The sequence below is a fragment of the Pseudomonas morbosilactucae genome, from assembly GCF_023241665.1.
Classification (GTDB): Bacteria; Pseudomonadota; Gammaproteobacteria; order Pseudomonadales; family Pseudomonadaceae; genus Aquipseudomonas; species Aquipseudomonas morbosilactucae.
This window is the reverse complement of record NZ_JALQCX010000021.1, coordinates 50,902-73,022: the sequence shown is the minus strand read 5'-3', so window position 1 is coordinate 73,022 and position 22,121 is coordinate 50,902. Positions and strand designations below refer to the sequence as shown.

20 protein-coding genes and 1 pseudogene are annotated in these 22,121 nt (G+C 64.7%); 11 read left to right on the top strand and 10 right to left on the bottom strand.

Features of this window, described 5'->3' with window-relative positions:
- Positions 1-71 precede the first annotated feature (71 nt).
- On the bottom strand, positions 72-563 hold the full coding sequence (locus M1B35_RS13050; protein ID WP_123331542.1) for an Lrp/AsnC family transcriptional regulator: 492 nt from the start codon (positions 561-563) through the stop codon (positions 72-74).
- Positions 564-693: 130 nt separating this feature from the next.
- Between M1B35_RS13050 and M1B35_RS13045 the strand changes: the two genes are divergently transcribed.
- Positions 694-2,145 carry an L-lactate permease gene (locus M1B35_RS13045; RefSeq protein ID WP_268262124.1) on the top strand — a complete coding sequence of 484 codons (1,452 nt, stop codon included), beginning with the start codon at positions 694-696 and terminating at the stop codon, positions 2,143-2,145.
- Between the two features lie 34 nt (positions 2,146-2,179).
- Here M1B35_RS13045 and M1B35_RS13040 read toward each other — a convergent pair whose 3' ends face one another.
- Complete coding sequence (locus M1B35_RS13040; RefSeq protein WP_268262123.1) at positions 2,180-2,797, bottom strand: hypothetical protein; 618 nt, start codon at positions 2,795-2,797, stop codon at positions 2,180-2,182.
- A gap of 168 nt (positions 2,798-2,965) precedes the next feature.
- On the opposite strand from M1B35_RS13040, the gene M1B35_RS13035 reads away from it, so the two are divergent.
- The 3 genes from M1B35_RS13035 (at position 2,966) to M1B35_RS13025 (ending at position 7,172) form a co-directional block, all read left to right on the top strand.
- On the top strand, positions 2,966-4,195 hold the full coding sequence (locus M1B35_RS13035; RefSeq protein WP_268262122.1) for an MFS transporter: 1,230 nt from the start codon (positions 2,966-2,968) through the stop codon (positions 4,193-4,195).
- Positions 4,196-4,915: 720 nt separating this feature from the next.
- Positions 4,916-5,545, top strand: coding sequence for a DMP19 family protein (locus M1B35_RS13030; protein WP_268262121.1), 630 nt, complete (start codon positions 4,916-4,918; stop codon positions 5,543-5,545).
- 133 nt (positions 5,546-5,678) lie between these two features.
- The gene (locus M1B35_RS13025) at positions 5,679-7,172 is read left to right on the top strand and encodes a hypothetical protein (RefSeq protein WP_268262120.1); all 1,494 of its coding nucleotides are present in this window, start codon (positions 5,679-5,681) and stop codon (positions 7,170-7,172) included.
- 96 nt (positions 7,173-7,268) lie between these two features.
- On the opposite strand, the gene M1B35_RS13020 is transcribed toward M1B35_RS13025, so the two are convergent.
- A complete protein-coding gene (locus tag M1B35_RS13020; protein WP_268262119.1) occupies positions 7,269-8,222 on the bottom strand; it encodes a 2-hydroxyacid dehydrogenase in 954 nt (317 codons plus the stop codon).
- Between the two features lie 197 nt (positions 8,223-8,419).
- On the opposite strand from M1B35_RS13020, the gene M1B35_RS13015 reads away from it, so the two are divergent.
- On the top strand, positions 8,420-8,758 hold the full coding sequence (locus tag M1B35_RS13015) for a DUF5713 family protein (protein ID WP_123331556.1): 339 nt from the start codon (positions 8,420-8,422) through the stop codon (positions 8,756-8,758).
- 51 nt (positions 8,759-8,809) lie between these two features.
- On the opposite strand, the gene M1B35_RS13010 is transcribed toward M1B35_RS13015, so the two are convergent.
- Positions 8,810-9,304, bottom strand: coding sequence for a PaaI family thioesterase (locus M1B35_RS13010; RefSeq protein WP_123331558.1), 495 nt, complete (start codon positions 9,302-9,304; stop codon positions 8,810-8,812).
- A gap of 50 nt (positions 9,305-9,354) precedes the next feature.
- Positions 9,355-9,897 (bottom strand): helix-turn-helix domain-containing protein, encoded by a 543-nt coding sequence (locus M1B35_RS13005; protein ID WP_268262118.1) that lies wholly within the window; start codon positions 9,895-9,897, stop codon positions 9,355-9,357.
- Between the two features lie 172 nt (positions 9,898-10,069).
- On the opposite strand from M1B35_RS13005, the gene M1B35_RS13000 reads away from it, so the two are divergent.
- From M1B35_RS13000 to M1B35_RS12985, 4 genes are all read left to right on the top strand, one after another.
- On the top strand, positions 10,070-10,852 hold the full coding sequence (locus M1B35_RS13000; RefSeq protein WP_268262117.1) for an aldolase: 783 nt from the start codon (positions 10,070-10,072) through the stop codon (positions 10,850-10,852).
- A 29-nt stretch (positions 10,853-10,881) separates the two neighbouring features.
- Positions 10,882-11,769, top strand: a complete 888-nt coding sequence (locus M1B35_RS12995) for a dihydrodipicolinate synthase family protein (protein WP_123331564.1) — start codon at positions 10,882-10,884, stop codon at positions 11,767-11,769.
- A gap of 181 nt (positions 11,770-11,950) precedes the next feature.
- Positions 11,951-12,502: a GNAT family N-acetyltransferase gene (locus M1B35_RS12990; protein ID WP_123331566.1), complete on the top strand. Its 552-nt coding sequence runs from the start codon at positions 11,951-11,953 to the stop codon at positions 12,500-12,502.
- Between the two features lie 209 nt (positions 12,503-12,711).
- Positions 12,712-13,335 carry a cell wall hydrolase gene (locus M1B35_RS12985; RefSeq protein WP_268262116.1) on the top strand — a complete coding sequence of 208 codons (624 nt, stop codon included), beginning with the start codon at positions 12,712-12,714 and terminating at the stop codon, positions 13,333-13,335.
- Between the two features lie 24 nt (positions 13,336-13,359).
- Here M1B35_RS12985 and M1B35_RS12980 read toward each other — a convergent pair whose 3' ends face one another.
- Entirely contained in the window at positions 13,360-13,968 is a 609-nt protein-coding gene (locus M1B35_RS12980; RefSeq protein WP_268262115.1) for a DJ-1/PfpI family protein, read from the bottom strand.
- A gap of 91 nt (positions 13,969-14,059) precedes the next feature.
- On the opposite strand from M1B35_RS12980, the gene M1B35_RS12975 reads away from it, so the two are divergent.
- Positions 14,060-15,394 carry an aminotransferase-like domain-containing protein gene (locus tag M1B35_RS12975; RefSeq protein ID WP_268262114.1) on the top strand — a complete coding sequence of 445 codons (1,335 nt, stop codon included), beginning with the start codon at positions 14,060-14,062 and terminating at the stop codon, positions 15,392-15,394.
- 23 nt (positions 15,395-15,417) lie between these two features.
- Here the strand turns inward: M1B35_RS12975 and M1B35_RS12970 are convergent, their stop codons facing one another.
- On the bottom strand, positions 15,418-16,131 hold the full coding sequence (locus M1B35_RS12970) for a murein L,D-transpeptidase catalytic domain family protein (protein WP_123331574.1): 714 nt from the start codon (positions 16,129-16,131) through the stop codon (positions 15,418-15,420).
- A gap of 152 nt (positions 16,132-16,283) precedes the next feature.
- On the opposite strand from M1B35_RS12970, the gene M1B35_RS12965 reads away from it, so the two are divergent.
- Complete coding sequence (locus tag M1B35_RS12965; protein ID WP_268262113.1) at positions 16,284-18,017, top strand: L,D-transpeptidase family protein; 1,734 nt, start codon at positions 16,284-16,286, stop codon at positions 18,015-18,017.
- Positions 18,018-18,080: 63 nt separating this feature from the next.
- Here M1B35_RS12965 and M1B35_RS12960 read toward each other — a convergent pair.
- From M1B35_RS12960 to M1B35_RS12950, 3 genes and pseudogenes are all read right to left on the bottom strand, one after another.
- Positions 18,081-20,521, bottom strand: a pseudogene (locus M1B35_RS12960) (TonB-dependent siderophore receptor).
- Between the two features lie 91 nt (positions 20,522-20,612).
- On the bottom strand, positions 20,613-21,590 hold the full coding sequence (locus M1B35_RS12955; RefSeq protein WP_268262112.1) for a FecR domain-containing protein: 978 nt from the start codon (positions 21,588-21,590) through the stop codon (positions 20,613-20,615).
- Positions 21,587-22,093: a sigma-70 family RNA polymerase sigma factor gene (locus M1B35_RS12950; protein WP_268262111.1), complete on the bottom strand. Its 507-nt coding sequence runs from the start codon at positions 22,091-22,093 to the stop codon at positions 21,587-21,589. Before M1B35_RS12950 ends, M1B35_RS12955 begins: the two co-directional genes overlap by 4 nt.
- Positions 22,094-22,121 lie beyond the last annotated feature (28 nt).

Here is a 22,121-nt window from a genome sequence, read left to right as displayed (position 1 = left end):
GCGATCATTGAGCACTGGCCCCTGCTCTCAGAGGGGAGCGTGTTCGACGCCTCCTTCAGAGCCCGCGCCGGTCATTCCGGGAGGCAGGGCACTTCAAGCCCGACTTTCAAACGGTCCAGGGCCACCATGGTCTTGAACCATTTGACATTGGCGTTCTCGGCAAACAGGCGCCGCGCCAGCGCCTGGTATTCCTGCATGGTGGCGACATTCACGATCAGCACGAAGTCGGCTTCGCCGGTGACGTAGTAGCACTGCTGGACCTCGGGCACGGCGAAGTGTTTTTTCATCGCTTCCATGGCGTCGATGCTGGTGCGCTCGGTCATGACCTCCACCACGATGGTGATGGGCTTGCCCACTTGAGTCGGGTCGACGATCGCCACGTTGCCGGTGATGACCCCACATTCCTCCATGCGCTTGAGACGACGCTGGACCGACGCCGAAGACAGGTTCACCTGATCGGCCAGTGCGCGCAGGGGCGTGGTGTTGTCCTGCTGGACGATTTGCAGAATGGCCCGATCAAATCCATCCAAGGCATAAGGGGTATTGGCAGAAGGTTTTGGCATACAGCCTCGGTGAGATTTTTTCCCGAAAACTAGCATTAATCAGCGAAAAATTATCCAGGGTAAAGAAATATTATCTCGCCCGTTCTCGCTTTCCAGGAGACCCCGCGTTCACCCACAGGATAATTTTTGCATGTTGATATGGCTGCATCTCTCCCCCGTCATGCTGGTGATGGTCACGCTCATGGTGCTGCGCCGTCCGCCGGTACAGGCGGCGATTGCCGGGACAGCGCTGGTCGCTGTGCTGTGGTTGGTTGGCGCGGCCGATGCCTGGCAGGCCGACACCTTGATCGCGGCCGGCCGGGACACCGCCGTGCTGTTTCTGAGCACCGCGTTTGTCATCGTGCCGGGCATGGCGTTCGTGATTTTGATCGAGCGTCTGGGCGTCAATCAGGTGCTTAGCCAGTGGGTCAAAGCCCAGGGACTGGACCGCACCCAGCAGGTGGTTTTTATCGTCCTCGGCTTGGCCCCGTTGCTGGAGGCGATGACCGGTTTTGGCGTGTCGCTGATCGCCACGGTGCCATTGCTGCTGAGTCTGTTCGAGCGCCGTGCGGCCTTGCGCATGGCGCTCACCGGCATGGCGATCATGCCGTGGGGCACCCTGGGGCTGGCCACGGTGATCGGCGCTTCCCTGGCCCATCTGGATGCCGCTGTGTTGGCGTCCACTTCGGCACTGACCAGCGCCCTTGTGTTCCTTGCCATGGGCACGGTGGCGCTGTACCTGGCCGGTGTGCGAGAGCTGCGGGCCTGGGTGGCGCTGGTGGGGTTCTGGCTGCTGTTTGTCAGCGTGCTGTACGGCGCGAGCCGTGGTTTGGGGCCTGAGGTGGCAGGTGTCGGCGCTGGCCTGGTGGTGGCCTTGTCGGTGTGGCTGTGGGCCTTGTGGCGTGGGCGTCGCAACGCTGGCGATCGCCCGGGTGCGGGCTGGCCGCGCCAAGCCTGGCCGTATCTGGCGCTGATCGCCTGCATCCTCGGCCTGAAGCTGTTGAGCGCCGCCACCCATTGGCAGGATGCTTGGTGGGTGCAAGGGGCACAGGTGGTCTGGAAGCCGTTGGCGTCTCCTGGCGTGGCGCTGATGCTGGTGTTGTTCGTCCTGTTGTTCTGCCAACGGCGTTCGTCCGTCCAGCCGGCAGTCGACAACGGTTTGTTGCGTGGGCTGGCAGCGCGTATCAAGCGTCCGCTGCTGACGATTTTCTTTTTTCTCGCCATGTCGCAAATGATGGTCAAGGCTGGGTTTCTCGCGGGGTTGGTGCAGATGCTCACGGGCCTGGCGCCCTCGGCGGTGATGCCGCTGATCGCCGGGTTCGGTGCGCTGTCCGGCTACATGACTGGCTCCAATGTGGGCGGCAACGCGATCTTTATGCCCGCCATCGCGCTGCTGCCCGAGTCATCGCGGTTGCTGTTGGCGGCAGTGCAGAACAGTGCGGCCGGCCATGCGGCGCTGGGTTCGTTGTCGATCGTGATGCTGGTGCTGGGCCTGGCCAAGACCACGGCACAGGAAGAGGGCGAGCTGGTGCGCTTCGGTTTTGGCCTGGTCTGCCTCAATACCCTGATGGTCGCGTTGGCGGCCCTGATATGGCTGCCTTGATGCTTGGTTTGAGGGGCGGCGGCCTGAGTCGGCGCTATTCCTGGGGCAGCGATTCCAGGCAGTTGATCCATTCGGCAGAGGCTTGGTAGTGGGCGTAATAGGCGCGCTTCTCGGCGGGGTTCAGTCCGGCAAAGAACGGCGAGAAGTAGCGCTCGTTGTAGTGCCCCTGGGCGCCTTGCATGGCGCCGCCCCACCATCGCGGGTCGTAGCCGTCGAAGGCGACCCAGGGCGGCGGCACGGCGAACCGCTGATGCTCGATGGCCTGGAGTAGGTCCTGGCTGTTGCTCACCCACTGCAGTTGAACCGCGTTGAAGGCCGGGGAGCTGAAGGCAATCAGCTGTTGGGTGTTGCACGGGGTGTGGTACTGCCTGACGGGGCGGTCGTTGAATACCCGCTCATGGGCCAGGGTGAAGCCCGACTCGATCAGGGCGCTGCAGGTGTGCGCCGCCCGTTGATCGATCAGCATCGAGCAGTAATAGGCCGGTACGCCGATGCCTGCCAATGACACGGCCCTCGCCGGCAGGGGCCGGGCGGGCGCCTCCTGGGGCAGCGGCTGGGTAAACAGCGCCTGCAGTTGCGCAGGGCTGTAGCCCAGCACTTGCTCCCTGGGCACTTGCCCGAACAGGCTACCGATACGGCTGAGAAAGCCCATGCTCATCCTTGTTTCACCACCGTCGAAGGCGTCCATTATGGACTGACAGGCTGACGCTGACACGGGGCGCTTTTCGGAGTTTTTTGCCGCTTTCACAGCCTTCATATAGTCGTGCACCGGCCAACCCTGATTAAATGCCAGCGCCTCCCTACTCGATACCCGCCTAGCATGAACAGCCTCAAGGACGAACGTTCTCTCTCTATCCCTGTTGCACCTGGACCTTGCGCCAGTGACGTATCGATCCGTCGCCGCTCGCTGTTCGCCGGTTGCAGTGCCCACGCCATTCACGACGGCCTGACCGACCTGATCTACGTGCTGTTGCCCATCTGGCAAGCCCAGTTCGGCCTGACGTTTGCCCAGGTCGGACTGTTGCGCGGCGCCTACTCCGGGATGATGGCCGGTTTTCAGTTGTTGGCCAGCCGCGCTGCCAAGCGCTGGGGCCGGGAGCGTTTGCTGGTGGGCGGTACGCTGCTGGCGGGCGTGGCGTATCTGTTGGCGGGGCAGGCCGGTGGCTTGACGGTGTTGCTGCTGGCGCTGTTGCTGGGGGGCTTGGGTGCCAGCACCCAGCACCCGCTGGCGTCGTCGCTGATCACCGATACCCACGAGGCAGGCGGCGGGGTCAAGCAGGCGTTGTCGCAGTACAACTTTGCCGGGGACATCGGCAAGACCCTGATCCCCGGTCTGGTGGGGCTGTTGCTGACGGTGCTCAGTTGGCGCGCCAGTGTCACCCTGATGGGCCTGCTCGGGGTGCTGGCCGCCGGGCTCTTGTGGTGGCTGATTCCGTCCCGGGCGGCCGCGTCGTCCATGGTCGGCAAGCCCGCCAAGGTCATCACCGGCAGCGGCTCGGTCAGTGGCCTGCGTGCGCTGATTCTCACCGGCACCCTGGACAGCGCGGTGCGCATGGGCTTCCTCACCTTCCTGCCTTTTCTGTTACAGGCCAAGGGCGCCGGCACCGCCGGTATCGGCCTGGCCTTGACCTTGCTGTTTGTCGGCGGCGCCTTCGGCAAGCTGTTGTGCGGCTACCTGGGCGCGCGCATCGGCATGATGAAAACCGTATGGCTGACGGAGTTCACCACGGCCGTGCTGATTGTGGCGGCGGTGTATCTGCCCTACCTGGGGCTGATGCTGGTTTTGCCGTTGCTGGGGCTGGCCTTGAACGGCACGTCATCGGTGCTCTATGGCGCGGTGCCGGACTTGGCCGGGGCCGGCAAGCGCGAGCAGGCGTTCGCGATTTTCTACACCGGCACCATCGGCGGCGGGGCCCTGGCGCCGGTGCTGTTTGGCCGCCTGGGGGACAGCACCGGGGTGCCGGTGGCGGTGATGCTGCTGGCCGCCACGTTGTTGCTGACCCTGCCATTGTCCTGGTGCGTGCAGCGCGGGGTGGATGCCCAGGCCTGAATCTCGGCGGCGCATCTGATCCGTATTTTTCATCGTTATCTGCGTCTGTTATGGGGTCAGTCTGCGCGGCACAATAAGCCCGCGCTGGCGCCTGCCGGTGCCTGTTAAAACCACGTTCAGACGGCACTCCAGGGTTTTGCTCCGCTCCTTGGGCCGCCACCACAAGCGCCGCTGATGGCGTGGTCCAGGTTGTTCCGCACACTCGGTCTTTAGGAGGCCTCATGTTCAAGATGGCAATGTTTCTGGGTGGCTTTCTGGTGTTGACGATCCTGATCGGCGCCTTGGCCACCATCTCTCCGGTCTAGTTCAGCCCCTCAGCGGCCTGGTGTCGTGGTCGCTGCAAAGTTTGGTTCCGTCGTCCGTACGCCCTGCCTTGGCAGGGCGTTGCTGTGCCTGGCGCGAGCGCATTCTTGAGCCGCCGATCAGTGATCTGCATCACGATCCTGGCACCCCGGATCGCCGGTTGGACCCCATCGTTTATAGTGCCCCTCCGGCCCCGCCACCGACCCGTGGTCCCCCTCGGCCGAGTGCGCTACGCAGGTGCCGGGCGTGACCCTTGAGCAGGGGCCGAAGCACCTGTTGTGCTTGCAGTTCGATCAGGGCACCAGGGGGCTGACCTGGGATTTACGCCCGGCGTTGCCCTTGGTCATCCACGGCTGATTCGCCAGTGAACCCCATTTAATGTGCGCCCACAGGGACGCATGCCAGAAAGGTTATTCCATGCACGACATCGTTATCACCCAGGTCGCGTTCGACGACGCGATGCTGATCCTCGGTTGGGCCGACGGCTTGGTGCTGCGTCAGCCACTGACGCGCTTCAGTGCGCTGAAAGACGCCGATGCCCAGGCCCGCCAAGACTTTCAGATCCAGGCCGGCGGCGCGCAGCTGTGTTGGCCGCACCTGGGAGCCGAGGGGCTGACCATCGACTCCGTGGACTGGATCTGGGAGCACCTGTGCAACGATGCCATGGGCCGGCTCAAGGACCTGGAATGGCAGCTTGATCGGCTCGGCCCGCGGGATCAGGCCATCGTCGCCCTCTGGCGCCTGGAGGCCGACGGCTACAACGGCGGCTTTGTGCAGTTCTTCTGCAACTGGGGCGAGCAGACCTGCCAGTTGGCATTGCAGGCCCTGCACGCCATCGGCGCCGAGAACACCCGGGCCCTGGTCAGTCGCCAGCGGCAGTTGCTTAATCACTTGGAACACCACCCCGAACTCAAGGCGTTGTGGGACATTGCCCGGCTGTTGACCGAGGAGGAGGACGAGGTGATCAGCGGGCAATTGGACCCGCAGCTCTGGACCGCGATGGAAGAGGTACCAGCCCTGGCGGTGCGGCATTTTTACCCGGGTTGAGTGCGCTCGGTGGCGCCGTGAACATGGCTGCCACGGTCGGGGGACTTAGGCTTATCATCGCTGCGCCCAGGTGCTTCCGGGTCCCTGGCAATGCTGCAAAACCGTTGTTTTCTTCCACGGATAGGGACCTGCCATGCCTCGCTCAAAGCTCTTTGCCACCCTGACGGTGGCGCTGCTCGGCGCTGCGGCGCTCTGGTACCTGTGGGTCATCATCAGCGCCAAGCTGGAGTGGGGCGGCGCCAGCCCCGATCAACGTACCTTGGGTACGGTGCAAGCCACCGAGCAGCGGGCGATGGCCCAGTACTGCACCGGCGTGGTGGTCACCCCCAAGGCAACCTGGCTGGTGGCGCGCCTGGACGAGCGCTCCAATACCGAGCCGGTGGCGGCCGGGGTGCAAGACCTGGATGCCCTGGTCCGTGGTCAGCCGACGCCTGAAGAGACAGAAGAAGAGCAGGGCTCCGGGGCCTTTTCCGCGTACTTCGTCCGTGGGGAAAAAGAGCTCACCTCGATCTCTCGTCTGGACGCCAACGGCCAATTCCAAACCGTGGCGCAACTCAGCGAAGCCGCCTGCCTGGTGGCCAGCCCCGATGGGCAGCAGGTGTTCCTGCTGACCGGGCTCAAGCGCCCGGCGCCGGCCAAGGGCAGCACCGACAGCCTGGCGCAGACCGTGGTCTTGCGCAGCGACGATCAGGGTCAGAGCTGGAACTGGTTGCGCCAGGGGCTGTTTCCCGAGGTCGAGCAACAGGCCTGGAGCCTGCAGACCTATTTCCATGGCACCGACGACGTCTGGGCCTGGGGCCGGCCCGAAAGCCTGGACGACGTGATCGATCAGGATCAACCGCGGGCGCTGTCCACCGGGGTGTCTTATTCCGCCGACCGCGGCGCTAGCAGCGCACCGATTTTCACGGCCGAGTCGTTGTTGCTGACCGGTGCCTACGCCCGGGCCAAGCGCCCGGAGATTGTGCAATGGCAGGACGAGGCCGAGGGCCACGGCGAGATCAATACGCAAATCAGCCAGATGGATGGGCAGCACGCAGTGATCTGGGTGTCCCAGCGTTTCTGGGGGCGTAATCCGGATGGCGTGGGGGACAACCTGGCGTTCAACGTCACCACCCGTGCGCCCCTGTCGCGCGAGGCCGGTGGCCCGTGGCAGGTCGGCGCTGTGCAACATGAGGACGGGCTGTACATCGGGCAACTGCGGGATAACGGCACCGGGCGTCTGGTTGGCTTGATCGACCAGGGCAACCAGGGGCGCGATGAGGTGGCCGAACTGGACGCCGAGCAACGCACCTGGAAGGTGCTGGGGGCGCTGCCCAATGTGTTCGCGCCCCTGTCTTCGGACCGCCCGGTGCGCGTCAGCCAGTTCCAGGTGGGGCGCAACAGCCTGCTGATCAACACCTCCAGCGAACACCATCCACCGCGTTGGCTCTATTGGGGGGCGGACGCCAGCATCTCCGCCGACGGGGTATTTTATTCCAGGGACTGGGGGCATTCCTGGCAGCAACTGGCCATTGGCGGCTACTTGGGCATCCTCGGTTTCCAAGGGGCCGAGGACCGGGTGATCTGGGCCAAGGGCAACTGGTACGACAGCCGAGACCTGGGGATCTATACGTATGGTTTGAAGTAGGGGGGGGCCGGGGGGAGCTTTAAGCTCCAAGCTCCAAGCTCCAAGCTCCAAGCTCCAAGCTTGAGGCTTGAGGCTTGAGGCTTGAGGCTTCAAGCTTCAGCCCCAACCCTTCTCGACCCCCGTCAGGACTGGCTGGCCGGCAAAGTGGGCGGCCAGGTTGTCGAGGACCAATTGCAGGGTGGCGCTGACCGCCTCGGGGGAGCGCCCGGCGATGTGCGGTGTGAGGATCAGGTTGTCCAGTTTCAACCACTGCTCGGGCACCTCGGGCTCGCCCTCCAGCACATCCAGGGCCGCGCCGGCGATGCGTCGATCGAGCAAGGCCTGGCCGAGGGCGGCGCTGTCCACCACGCTGCCTCGGGCGATATTGACCAGGTAGCCATCGGCACCCAGCGCCTCCAGCACGGCCGCATTGACCAGGTGCCGGGTGCCTGCGCCGCCCGGCGTGGCGACCACCAAAAAGTCCGCCCAGGCGGCCAGTTCCAGGGGCGTGGCAAAGTACCTGAAGGCGCACCCGGGTAGCTCCTGACGGTTGTGATAACCCACTGCCATGTCGAAGCCGCCGGCACCGCGCTGGGCAATTTTCTGGCCGATCTGGCCCAGTCCGAGGATGCCCAGTTTTTTGCGCGAGAGCATGGGGCGGGGCTGGCGGGATCGCTGCCACAGGCCCTGGCGCACGGCGGCGTCGGCCTGGGGAATGCCACGGACTATTGCCAGCAGCAGGGCCAGGGCGTGGTCCGCTACCGACGCGTCATTGGTACCGGGGCCGTGGGTCACCACAATGCCCCGGGCTCGGGCCGCCGTCAGGTCGACTTGTTCATAGCCGGCGCCCTGGGCACAAATGATTGTCAGTTGGGGCAACGCCGCGATTTCGGCGGCCGAGAGGCCGGTGGAGCCGTTGGTCAGCACCGCCTCGACCTGTGGGCCCAGGGTCTCGAAGGCTGCGGCCTTGTCCATGGCAGACAGCGCCACATGAGGGGTGAAGCCGGCGGCCTGCAGGCGCTCCAGGGCCTGGGGTGTCAACTCGATCAGAACCAGCAGTGCTCGGGGCATGGCAGGGTGCTCGTGAGGGAGGGCGGAAGGGCGGTGCCGGCAGCGGGGCGCCGACGACAGCCTTCACACTAGACGATCGGCAGCAAGCCGGGGAAGTTCGGCTTCCGCAGTTTTGCTTGGCAGGTCAGGCCCCAACGTTTAACGTGCCGCTGCCGATTTTGAGCGGCAGTATTTCAACTCCAGGGAGCGGCTCAGCCATGACCATCAGCAACGAAAAACTGAAAAATTATCCATTCCTGGCCGAGATGACCCAGGACGCGTATTTCCCGCCCCACCTGGTGGCCAAGGGGCAGCAACTGCTCTTGGACATGTGCGCCACCATTGAGGCCGAATCCCCCCAAGGCCTGACTGAACTGTACGCAATCACCCAGGCCACCACCGATGACTTCAATGCCTTGGCCGAGGAGTTCGAGGAGAACGGCAGCGAGATCGAAACCGCTGCCCGGGATTGCATCGGCACCGACTTCGCGGTCATTGCCAGTGCCTATGGTTTTGACGCCGACATCGAAGAGCTGATCGCCACCCGGGATTGGTAAACCGTCGCACAGGGGCAGGGCTTTGATGCGCGCCTTGCCTGCGCGGCGTGCTCAGTCGTCCCGACCGTGAGCGTTGGCCGCCAGTTGCCGGGTATCGACCCGGACGAAGACCGAATCGCCGACCGCCGTCAGCACCTCGCCCGCATACACCTCGCAGATCACCCGGCTTTTGCGCCCGACCTCGCCTTCGACCCGCGCCCGCAAGGTCAAGGGTACGCCCATGGGCGTTGGCTTGATGAATTTGATCCCCAGGTTGCCGGTCACGCAGTCGATGCGCGGCAGGCTGCCGGGCGCGCGCTGCTCCGCCCGGTAGTGGTAGGCCATGGCGGTCCAGTTGGAGTGGCAGTCCACCAGCATGGCAATCAGGCCGCCGTACACCAAGTCGGGCCAGCCGCAGTACTGGGCGTCCGGGAGGTGTTCGGCGACCAGGTGCACGCCGTCTTCGTGCCAGCGGCTCTTGATGTGCAGGCCGTGGGGGTTGTTGCCGCCACAGCCGTAGCAAACGCCTTCCGGCGCGGTGACGTCTTGCAGGGGAGGGTTGTGCATGCTTTCACCTTGTTGATTTTTATTCTGGGTGCCGGACGGGGTCGTCGCGCTTACTCGTCGCTGCTGTGGACCACCACCAGCAATTGCGCCTGGACCTCGCCCAGGGAGCGCAGCCGATGGGGCTTTTGCGCGTTGAAGTGGAGGGCATCGCCACGGTTGAGGATCACTCGCTCGTTCATGAAGTCCACCTCCACCTGGCCCTCGTGGACGAACAGGAACTCTTCGCCGGTGTGCTCCTTGAAGGTCTTGTCGGTGAACTCCCGGGGCGGGTAGATGATGAAGGGCAACAGGCTGCGCTCGCTGACCTGATGGGCCAGCACCGCATAGCCCGGTGCCTGGTCGTTGGCTGCCAGGGACTGGCGCTCGTCGCTGCGCACCAGGCTGTAGCTGCCCAGGCCGATGCGGTCTTCGGCGAACAATTCCTCGACCTTGACGTTCAACGCCTTGGCCAGCTTCAGCGCCGCCGCAATCGACGGGGTGTTCAGCCCGCGCTCGACTTTCGACAGGTAACTCTTGGTCATGCCGGACTTTTCCGCCAGCGCTTCGAGGGTTACGCCAAGTTTTTTTCTCAGTAATTTCAAACGGATAGACATGTAGAGCGATTAATCCATCAAGGAAGCAACGATTGATCCTTGCCAATGACACTTTGTGTCATATAGCATCTTTAGTGTCATTTGCTTTCCCCAGACTGCCTGGCAAGCGGCAATCTTGCCGGCAGCGGGTGGGTAAATCCGACGTCCATTGCAACGACTCAAGGACACCGACATGGCCGAGACCTTAGCACTACCCAAGGCGCAACTGCTCAAGCAGGCGCTGACCCAGATGCAAAATACCCTGGCGGATAATACGTGGACCGACCGGCAAAAGCTGGCGTTGACCTGCCGCATTCTGTTCGAGCACGGCCATGACTCGGGCCTGGCCGGGCAGATCACCGCCCGTGGCCCGCAGCCCGGTACCTATTACACCCAGGCACTGGGCCTGGGCTTTGACGAGATCACCGCCGGCAACCTGTTGCTGGTCAACGAAGACCTGGAGGTGCTCGAAGGTCGCGGCATGCCCAACCCGGCCAACCGTTTCCACACCTGGGTGTACCGGGCTCGCCCGGACGTGAACTGCATCATCCACACCCATCCGACCCATGTTGCTGCGCTGTCGATGCTGGAGGTGCCGTTGCAGGTATCCCACATGGACCTGTGCCCGCTTTACGACGACTGTGCATTTCTGCCGGCCTGGCCGGGGGTTCCGGTGGGGAACGAGGAGGGCGAGATCATCTCCGCGGCCCTGGGCGACAAGCGCGCCATCCTGCTGTCGCACCACGGCCAGCTGTCCACCGGGGCCAGCATCGAGGAAGCCTGTGTCATCGCCCAGCTGTTCGAGCGCGCCGCCAAGTTGCAACTGCTGGCCATGGCCGCCGGCGCCATCCAGCCCATCCAGCCTGAGCTGGGGCGTGAAGCCCACGACTGGATTGCACGGCCCAAGCGCCACGCTGCGGCCTTCAACTACTTCACTCGGCAATGCCTCAAGCAACACGCCGATTGCCTGAACTGACCCCTGACTTGCGCCCCCGGAGAAACCCAATGTCGACCCCCATCCTGCACGGCATCATCGGCTACACCGTCACCCCCTTTACCGCCAACGGCCAAGAGCTGGACCTGGAAGCCCTCGGGCGTTCCATCGACCGCCTGATTGCCGGTGGCGTGCACGCTATCGCGCCATTGGGCAGCACCGGCGAAGGGGCTTACCTGAGCGACCGGGAATGGGACCACGTCTGTGAGTTCAGCCTTGAGCATGTGGCCCGGCGCGTACCGACCGTGGTCAGCGTTTCCGACCTGACCACCGCCAAGGCCGTGCGCCGTGCACGCTTTGCCGAGGCCCGTGGCGCCGACACCTTGATGGTGCTGCCCACGGCCTACTGGAAACTCAGTGAGGCGGAAATCCTTGCCCACTACCGGGCCATCGGCGAGGCCGTCGGCGTGCCGATCATGCTGTACAACAATCCGGCCACCAGTGGCACCGACCTCTCGGTGGAACTGATCCTGAAAATCGTCAAGGCGGTGGACAACGTGACCATGGTCAAGGAGAGCAGCGGCGACATCCAGCGCATGCACCAACTGCACCTGCAGGGCGAAGGTCAGGTGCCGTTCTACAACGGCAGCAACCCCCTGGCCCTGGAAGCCTTTATCGCCGGTGCCGCGGGCTGGTGCAGCGCCGCGCCCAACCTGATTCCGCAGCTCAACCTGGCGCTCTATCAAGCGGTGCTGGACAACGACCTGCAACAGGCTCGCGCGCTGTTCTACCAACAGTTGCCGTTGCTGGACTTCATCCTCAAGGGCGGTTTACCGGCCACCATCAAGGCGGGTCTGGCGCTGACCGGGTTGGACGTGGGCGACCCGCGCCTGCCGGTGTTCCCCCTTGGCGATGCCGGGCGCAACCGCTTGCAGGCGTTGCTCAAGACCCTGGGCTAAGGGCACTTGAGGGTGGCGCCCTGGGCCAGTCAGCCACTGGCCCGTGACGCCTGGACCGATCAGTTGCGGACGAAGCTGGCGTTGCACCGAGCGTCCGGCATAATCCTGCTCTTCAGGGGCCAGGACGCCCACCGCCCAACCGGGCGGTACGGATGGGCAGAACCTCTACAAGGAGCCACGGATGCAGGTATTTGAAACCCCACGGCTGATCGGCCGACCCTTGTCACGGCAGGACTTGCCGGCCCTTACCGCGATCCTCAGCGACCCGCAGGTGATGGAGTATTCGGTGAGTGGCGTGTGTGACGAACAGATCACGGGCCGGTTCATCGACTGGTGCGTGCAGTGTTACGCCGATCACGGCATGGGGCATTGGGCCCTGGTGGAAAAGGCGTCCAATCAACTGGTGGGTTTTTGCGGCGTCGGCCCGGAAGACGTCAACGGCGTGGAAGAGGCCAACCTGGGTTATCGCCTGGCCACCCGCTTCTGGAACCAGGGGCTGGCCACCGAAGCCGCCCAAGGTGCCCTGGCCCATGTGTTTTCCCAAGGCCTGGCGACCTCGGTGGTGGTGATTATCCAGCCGGAGCATGGCGCCTCTCTGCGGGTGGCCGAGCGTGCCGGATTCAAGGCCTACGACGAACTTGAATTTCACGAGCGCGCCGTGCGTGTGTACCGGATGAGCCGTGAGGATTGGCAGGGCCTGGGTCCTCCCAGCGTGGCGAGCCCCGGCGCCTGAAACAGACCGTTGAGCAGGTTTCATGGCCTTGGGAATGAATGGCGCGCCGCAGTGTCGATTCCATAAGGCCCTTCGCGTCGCGTTCGCCCCCATCGACGTCCTACCGCGCAGGCCTTGGCCTTTTCAGGTCGCGTGCCCTCCGCCCCCTTGAACCGGGGCGCAGGGCACACGGGTATGGGGTCTTATCGGATTACGCAGAAGGGTCGATCATGCGCGTTATTTCAATCATTGCCTGCCTCACCGTCATGCTGTTCACCGGGCCGTTGCGGGCGGCCGAGAGCCAGCCGGCGGTGCAGGCCGTTGCCGAGGATAAAGCCGAGGTGCTGGAGCAGAAGGCCGCGGCCAAGGAGCCGGTCAGCGAGGCGCCGAAGGCCGCGCCCATCACCAAGACCGAAGTCCAGGCGGTGGACCCCAGCGGAACGGCGCCCATGGACGATGCCATTACCTGCCTGTCGCGGACCATTTACTGGGAAGCCAAGGGCGGTGAGTCGGCGGACATGGAGGCCGTGGCTAATGTGGTGTTGAACCGCCTGGGGCACGAGGGGTTCCCGGACACGGTGTGCGGGGTGGTCAAGCAGGGTTCGGAGAAGAGCCCTTGCCAGTTTTCCTGGTGGTGCGACGGGCGGGCCGATCAGGTCGAGGAAGAGGACCGTTACACCGTCGCTAAGGAAATTGCGCGCAAGGCCCTCAATCAGCAACTTCAGGACCGTACCGGAGGCGCCCTGTATTTCCATGACCGCAGCGCCTCGCCCGATTGGTCCCGGGCCTATATCAAGACCACCGAGATCGGCCACTTCCTGTTCTACAAACCCAAGGATGTGGCGGCGCGTTAAGCCCGGCTCGCGGACCCTTCCGCGTCACGCGTCGGCGGGCAGGTAGGGGCGGATGTTGTGGAGGGCGCGCTCCAAATACGCCTCTTTCTCGCCGACCGGGGCCACGTAGTGGATGGCGTTTTGTGCAGCCTCCAGCCCCGCCAGGCGGGCAATGAACCAGGCAGCGAGGTATTGCGAAGCCAGGCAACCGCCGGCAGTGGCGACGTTGCCCCGGGCGAAAAACGGCTGGTTGAGCACCTCGACACCGGCTTCCTGGACCCAGGGCTTGGTGGTCAGGTCGGTGCAGGCGGGGACCGTGCCCAGCAGCCCCAGCTTGGCCAGCACCAGGGTGCCGGAACATTGCGCCCCCAGCAGTTGCCGGGTCGGGTCCAGCCGCAGTTGGCTCATCAGTGTCGGGTCGGCCACCACTTCGCGGGTGAGCATGCCGCTGCCCACCAGCACCGCGTCGGCGCTGTTGGCCTGTTCCAGGCTGATGTGCCGTTCCAGCACCAGACCGTTCATCGAGCGTACTTGGGGCGTCGGGCTGGCAATGGTCACCCGCCAGCCTGGTGTCTTGATGCGGTTGAGGATGCCCAGGGCGATCAGGCTGTCGAGTTCGTTGAAGCCTTCGAAGGTGAGGATGCTGATGTGCATGGGGGAACCTTGGGTTGAGAGCCGCTTGTGTGGCCCGATCCTAGGGTTGAGAATCAGCACAATCAAATAATTGTCATGGATACATCTGCCTATGGCTCGCGCTCGATACAAGCAACTGGTGGACGCCTTTGCCGCGGATATTCGCGCTGGGGTCCTGGCCCCTGGCAGTCGCTTGCCCACCCATCGTGAGCTGGCAGCGCGGCAAGGCTTGGCCTTGGTCACCGCGTCGCGGGTGTACGCCGAGCTGGAGGCCATGGGCCTGGTCAGCGGCGAGACCGGGCGCGGCACCTTTGTCCGCGAAAGCGCCTTGCCGCCGGGCCAGGGCGTCGATCAGCAGGCCACCCCGCCGGGCACCCTGGACCTGAACTTCAACTATCCGTCCTTGCCCGGGCAGGCCGATTTACTGCGCGGGGCCTTGCGCCAGTTGGCGGCGAGCGGGGACCTGGAGGCGTTGCTGCGTTACCAGCCCCACAGCGGCCGTGCCCATGAACGGGCGATCATCGCTCGGCACCTGGCGTGTCGCGGGTTGAGCACGACGGCGGCGCAGGTGTTGATTGTCAGCGGTGCCCAGCACGGCCTGGCGATCACTCTGATGGCCTTGCTCAAGCCCGGTGATGTGGTGGCCGTCGACGCCTTGACCTACCCCGGCTTCAAAGTGGTGGCGCAGGCCCATGGCCTGGAGTTGCTGACCATTCCCCTGACCCGAGAGGGGCCCGATCTGCAGGCGTTCGAGGACCTGTGCCGACGCCGCCGGGTGCGCGCGGTGTATGCCATGCCGACCTTGCACAACCCCATGGGCTGGGTGCTGGACCTTGGCTGGCGGCAACGCCTGGTGGCGCTGGCCCGGCGTCATGACCTGTTGATGATCGAGGACGCCGCCTACGCCTTTCTCGCTGAAGATCCGCCGCCGCCCCTGGCCAGCCTGGCGCCAGAGTTGACGGTGTATGTCTCGGGGTTTTCCAAAAGCGTGGCCACCGGGTTGCGGGTGGGCCTGGTGGTGGCGCCGCTGCCCTGGGTGCCGGCGCTGGAGCGGGCCGTGCGCGCCACCACCTGGAATACGCCGGGGGTGATGACGGCGATGGCCTGTGCCTGGATCGAGGACGGCACCCAGGCGCGCCTGGAGGCTGAAAAGCGTGACGATGCCCGAGCCCGCCAGGCCCTGGCACGAGAGGTGCTGGCCGGGCTGGATTACGTAGCGCACCCGGCGTCGTACTTTCTCTGGCTGTGGTTACCCGAGGAGGTGCGCGCCGACCAGGTGGCCATGGCGCTGCTGCGGGAGAACGTCTCGGTGTCCACCGCCGAGCCCTTTGTCAGCTCGGCGCCGGTGCCCCATGCACTGCGCCTGGCCCTGGGTTCCGTGGAACTGGACGCATTGTTCGGGGCGCTGCAACAGGTCAGGCGGGTGATTGAGCATTACGCTTATTGAGCGGCCACCGGTGGCGGCTGGAGTCAGCCGCCGTTGGCGTTGAGGATGCTCGCCACCTGGCGTGGCTGGCAGTTGAGGTAGGGCGAGGTCTTGAGCCAGCGCTGGTCCGGGTACCAGGAAAACATGAACTGGCCGTCCTTGAGTTTGTCCACCACTTGACGGGCCACTTGCGGGCGCACGGCCGGGCAACCCTGGCTACGGCCGATACGGCCCTGGCGCTGGCTCCACAGTGGGCTCACGTAGTCGGCAGCGTGGATCACGATGTCGCGGTCGCGGGCACGGTCATTGAAGCCCGGCTCCAGGCCGTCCATGCGCAAGGAGTAGCCGTGGCTGCCTTCGTAGCTTTCCTGGGTGCGGAACAGGCCCAGGCTGGATTGGTTGCTGCCCAGCCGATTGGAGAATTGCGTGGCGAAGTTTTCCCCGGATTTTTGCCCATGGGCCACCAGGTCGCGCAGCACCAGGGTTTTCTTGCGCAGGTCGAAGATCCACAGGCGACGGGCGGTAGACGGCTGGGAATAGTCGATCACCGCCAGGTGGCGGGCCTGCCGGGCGCCGCTGTTAAGCGCACATTGCATGGCGCTGAGGGCACCTTTCAGCGCCTGGGGATTGAGTTCCGGCGCGGCGCGGTTGAGGCTGTTGTACAACGTCGGGCTGACGCTATTGGCGGCGGATGCGGTGCCGCAGAGGGCCACAAGGGTGGCGCTGGCCAGGCAGAGCCGGCACAAAAAATTCAACATGTGTAAAGAATCCCCACGGTCGCTTCGGCTCCTGACATCCTATTGTCCTGACGTCCTCCCAGCAGCCTGGTTTGACCCCTGGCTTGAGGGTCTTGCGCAGTCGCTGCGGAGGTTGACCATCATTGTGATGGCCATGGATTGGAGTAAAGCAGTTGTTCAAAAAATACGCATGTTACTTGAGCCTGGGCGTGCTCGCTGCGCCATTGGTCGTGGCCGCCGAGGCGTTGATGCCGCTGCCGAGTTTGCCCACGAGCCCGGCACCTGAGCCCCAGAGTTCGCAGACGGCCCCCCTGGGTTCGCTGGCGACGCCTCCAAGCTCACTGGAGACGCCTTCGAATTCGCAGACGGCTGCTCCTGGTCCGCAGCCGGCGGCTCCAGTTTTGCAGACGGCTTCAGGTTCGCTGACGGCTCCTGATCAGCTGACGGCTCCAACTTCGCTGACGGCTCAGTGCCCGGCGTTGCTGCGGGTGGATGCGCCAACGCTGAAGCTGCTGCAGGCGTTGTACCTGCAACACGGCGATGCTCCGTTGTGGTCGGTGAATGGCCGCCTGGCGAACTTGCGTGAGCAGTTGCCGCTGCTGGCGGACGACGGCCTTGACCCAAGCCATTACCCGCTGCCCGCCGGCGATGCCCCCGACGGCTTGTGCGCTGATATCCAGATCAGTCAGCGTTACCTGCTGGCCCTGCATGACCTGCGTTACGGGCGCCTGTCCCAGGCCCGCTTCGAACCGCTGTGGCGGGCCCAGCCGCTGGTGGAGGATCACCAGGCCGAACTGCTGGCCATCGCCGACCCCGGCCTGGACAACATCGCCGGGGCCTTTGAACAGGCGCGCCCGCGCCTGGCTCAGTACCACAACCTGCGTCATGTCTATATCCAGCAGCGCCAGCAAGCCTTGCCCCATTGGCAGCCCTTGCCGAGCGGCCCTTTGCTGCGCCCGGACATGCAAGACGTGCGGGTGCCCGAGCTGACCCAGCGGCTGTTCAGCGAGGGTTACCTGAGCAGCCCCCAGGTCAGTGTTGAAAACACCTACGGCAGCGAGTTGGTGGACGCGGTGAAAAGCTTCCAGCTCAACCATTCCCTGCAGGCCGACGGGGTGATCGGGCCGGGCACCTTGAATGAGTTGAACATCAGCCCCAGCGTGCGCCGCGAGCAACTGCGGCTCAACCTCGAACGCCTGCGCTGGCTGGCCCAGGACCTGGAGCCCAGCAGCGTGCTGGTGAACGTGGCGGCCGCACAATTGACCGTGTACCGGGACGGCTTGCCGGTGTGGCAGACCCGCACCCAGGTGGGCCGTGCCGAGCGCCAGACGCCGTTGCTCAAATCCCGGGTCACGCGCCTGACCCTGAACCCGACCTGGACCGTGCCGCCGACCATCCTGCGTGAAGACAAGCTGCCGGAGATCCGTCGCGACCAGAGTTTCCTCAGCCGTCAGAACCTCGAAGTCCTGGACAGCGAAGGCCAGCCCCTGGCACCGGAAGACATCGACTGGGAACACCCCGGCAATATCCTTCTGCGCCAGGGCGCCGGCCCGCGCAATCCCCTGGGGCGGATGGTCATTCGCTTCCCCAACCCGTTCTCGGTGTACCTGCACGACACCCCGAGCCAAGGCCTGTTCAGCAAAGGGCCGCGGGCATTCAGTTCCGGTTGTGTGCGGGTCGAGCAGGCGTTGCAGTTGCGGGATTGGTTGCTGAGCCCGGCAGAACGCCGGCGCACCGATGAACTGCTGACCACCGGCCTGACCCATGAATTCAGGCTGGCGGCGCCGCTGCCGATCCTGCTGTCTTATTGGACGGTGCAGGCCGATGACCAAGGGCGGGTGGTGTACGCCCCGGACATCTATAGCCGTGACGGGCCGTTGCTCAGCGCCTTGGGCAGCGTCCACTGAGGCGGTGCCTCAAGAACGCTGAACGGCGCTCCTGGAGTCAGGGGCGCCGCTTGCGGGGGCGGTTCAGAACGTCGGTGTGTATTTCACGCTGAACATGAAATTGCGCGGGTCACCGAAGTTGTTGTTGCCGTTGAGCTGGTTGTAGGCCGAGACGTAGTAGTTTTTGTCGAACAGGTTGTTGGCGTTCAGCGCCAGGCTGATTTCCGGGTTCAACTGGTACGCCACGCGGGCACTCCAGACGGTGTAGCCCGGCACGTCGTAGAAGCGCTCGTAGCCCAGGGTATGGCTTTGGCTGGTAAAGCCCAGGCCGGTGCTGACCGCCTTCCAGTCGCCGTTGAACTGGTAATCACCCCACACCCGCAGCATGTGCTTGGGCGTCCATTGGCTGAACACGCGGCCTTTGTTGTCCGGGTCTTCGAGGTACTGGGTGGTGTTGTAGGTGTAGCCGGCAAAGAGTTGCAGGCCGCTGAGCACTTCACCGCTGATTTCCGCTTCCAGGCCCTGGCTGCGAACCTTGCCCGACGCCATGGAACAGTTGCTGCCGCCGCAGGCACCGTTGGAGCTAGGGTCTTCGATGGCGCGGTTTTCCTGGTCGTAGCGGAACAGCGCCAGGGAGGTGTTGACCTGGCCGTCGAGCAATTCGCCCTTGAGGCCCACTTCATAGTTGCTGCCGACGATCGGCTTGAGTATCGAGCCGCTGGTGCTGCGGTTGGTTTGCGGCTCGAACACATCGGTGTAGCTGGCGTATACCGCCCATTCCCGGCTCAGGTCGTAGACCACGCCCGCGTAAGGCGTGACCACCCCGGTCTCGGTCATGTAGCTCGGCTCGTTGACGCTGATGGCGTGGGTGATAGCCGTTTCGTTGCTGGCTTTGTAGCTGTAGTTGAACCAACTGACCCGTGAGCCGAGGATCAGGGTCAAGGGCTCGATGGGCTTGACCCGCCAGCTGCCGTACAGGCCTTTTTGCCGCACATCGTACTGGGAGTAGGTGGCGCGGCACCCGCGGTGTTGAGCAGGTTGTCGAAGCTGATCTCCGGACGGTTGTGGTCGATGTCGAAAATGTTATCGGTGCCGTCGTTGAAGGTCCGGGCAAAACGGTCGTCGGTGGTCAGCTTGGAGTAGTTGCCCCCCAGGGTGATTTCCTGGTCCATGGACAGGGCTTCAAAGCGCCCGGTGACGTTGACGTCCAGGCCGACCTTGGTGTTGCTGAAGTCGGTGACCCAGTCGGCATAGCTCACGCCGGAGCCGTCGGGGTTGAGCCCGTCATCCACGGTCTGCACCCGCTGGTGGGTGGAATCGTTGTCTTCGCTCATGCGCAGGGCGCCGACCTTCAAGGTCCAGTCATCGTTGAAGCGATGCTCGACATCGGCCTGGAGCGTGGTCACGTTGATCTGCGAGTGGTTCCAGCGCGAGCCGGTGAAGGTCGAGCGCGAGATGTCCACCGGTTCGCCGTTGGCGTAGCGCGGCAGGCCCCGCAGCATTGGCCGTGACTCGGCTTCGGTGCGGCTGACCGCCAGGCCCAGGGTGGTGGCATCGCTCAGGTCGAAGTCCAGGGCCCCGTACAGCGAGTGGGTCTTGCTCCATTCGTAGTCGATGAACGAATCGCTCTGGTCCTCATCGGCGACCAGGCGGCCGCGAATCGTGCCGCTGTCGTTCAGCGGTCCGCCGGCGTCCAGTTGCAGGCCGTAGTGGTCCCAGGACCCGGCCTTGCCGGTGAGGGTCACGGTGGGGGTGGCCTGGCCGCGCTTGCGCACCAGGTTGATGGCGCCGCCCGGGCTGCCGGTGCCTTGCAGCAGGCCGGAGGCGCCACGCAGCACTTCCAGGCGGTCGTAGAAAATCAGGTCCTGGGTGGCCCAGTTGCCCAGGGAATAGGTATTACGCGGGATCGGCACCCCGTCGTATTGCCAGTCGTCGATCTGGAAGCCGCGCGACGTCAGGATCATGCCTTTGCCCACACCCTGGACGCCCACCAGGCCGGTGGTCAGGTTGGCCGCGTCCTTGAGGTCGGTGATGCCCTGGTCGTCCATCTGCTTACGGGTCATGACGGTGATCGACTGGGGGATTTCCTTGAGGCTGTGGCTGCCCTTGCCGATGGTCACCGCTTTGGCCGCGTAGGAGCCCGAACCCTCGGTGGTGGCGTCGGCGCTGCGCTCGACGATGCTGGTCACCCCCAGTTGCAGGGTGTCACCGCTGCTGGTGGCCGGCTCCACGCTGAAGTTGCCTTGCTCGGTGACCCGCAATTGCAGACCGCTGCCCGCCAGGGCGCTGTGCATGGCTTGGGCGGGAGTCATCTGGCCGACCACTGCCGGGGCCTGTTTGCCCTGCACCAGCGCCGGTTCCAGGGACACAATTTGCCCGCTCTGACTGGCAATGGCATTCAACGTGGCGGCCAGGGGGCCGGCCGGCAAGTTAAAGCGCTGGGTCTGTTCCTGGGCCAGCACCGGGCTGGCCAGGGTCGCCAAGGCAACGGCGACGGAAAGGGCGTGGGGCCAAGGGTTGAACACGGCATTCTCCTGATTGTGTGAACTCGTCAGGAGATAGGTGGGACGAGAAATGAAAACCAGACACAAATAAGAAAGATTTCCAAAAAAAACTTCAACGGCTGTTTTTCGCGCGCACCAGGGTCAGCCAGGGGCTGTAGTGATCCACGCGAATGGGCAGGGTTTCCGCCAGGGCCGCCAAGGCCCGTTCCGGGTCATTGAGGGGAAACACGCCCTGGACCCGCAGCTCACGGATCTCCGGCGCCACCCGGACAAACCCGCGGTGATAAGGGCGCAAGGCGTCCACCACTTGCTCCAGCGGGTCGTTCAGTACATTCAGGCGGCCATCGAGCCAGTCGGCGCGGTGCCGCTGGTCGCTGCCCAGGCTGTCGATGCGCCGGGCATACAGCATGGCCGCCTGGCCTTGCGCCAAGTCCCGTTGCGTGCCGTCGAACAGCGTCGCCCGCACCGAGTGCTCCAGCACCACCACCCGGGTGGCGTCCGCTTCCTGGCTGACCAGGAAGCGCGTGCCCAGGGCTTGCACTTCACCCTGGGCGCTGCGCACCCGCAACGGCCGCAGAGGGTCGGCCGCGACCTGGATCACCAACTCGCCGTGGCGCAGGATCACCAGCCGCTGGCGGGCATCGAATTGCAGGTCCACCGCGCTGTTGGCGTTCAGGCTCAGGCGGCTGCCGTCGGCCAGGGTAATGTCCTGGCGCTGGCCGCGACCGGTGTGCAGGTCGGCCAGCAGTGAGTCGCCCAAGGGGCTGCGTGCAGCCAGCCACAGGCCGCCACCCAGCAGGCCCAGGCCGGCGAAGGCACGCAGCACCTCGCGCCGCGAACCCGCCGGCTTGAGCAGTAATTGGCGGGCTTCACCGGCTTGCCCGGGCACCCGGCGGTCGAGGTTGCGCACCGTTTGAAAGGCGCCGCCCAGGCGTTCCTGCAGGCGTTCCCAGGCCAGGGCGTGGGCCGGGTCCTGGAGCAGCCAGGCGTTGAAGCGCTTTTGCAGGGCGGCATCCGGGGCGTCGGCCCGCAGGCGCACCATCCAGTCGATGGCCTGCTCGCTGACCGGGTCCAGGCGCGTTTGGCTCACGGCGCCAGCTCGCTCAGGTAGCACTGGCGCAGGGCTTGTTTCATGTAGCGGCTGACCGTGCGTTCCGACAGCTCGAGCTTTTGGGCGATGGCCACGTAGCTCAGGCCGTCGAGCTGGCTGTAGAGGAACGCCGCCTTGACCAGTGCCGGCAAGCCATCAAGGGCGCGGTCGATGGCCACCAGGGCTTCGAGCAGTTGCAGCTGTTCTTCGGGGGAGGGCGCCAGCGCCTCGGGCAGCGCTGACAAGCGCTCCAGGTAGGCCAGTTCCAACTGGCGTCGGCGATGCCGGTCGAAGATCAGTCGGCGGGCGATAGTCGAAAGGTAGGCGCGCGGTTGTTCGATGGTGTCGGGATCCACCCGGGCGCTCAGCAACTGGCAGAAGGTATCGGCCGCCGTGTCCTCGGCGTCGGCGCGATTGCGCAGGCGCTTGTGGATGTGCTGCAGCAGCCAGCGGTGATGGTCGCTGAAAAAAAAGCCGAGCTTATGGCTAGCGGAGGGTTGCACCGGTGGATTTTCCAGTTGTGAGTGTGAA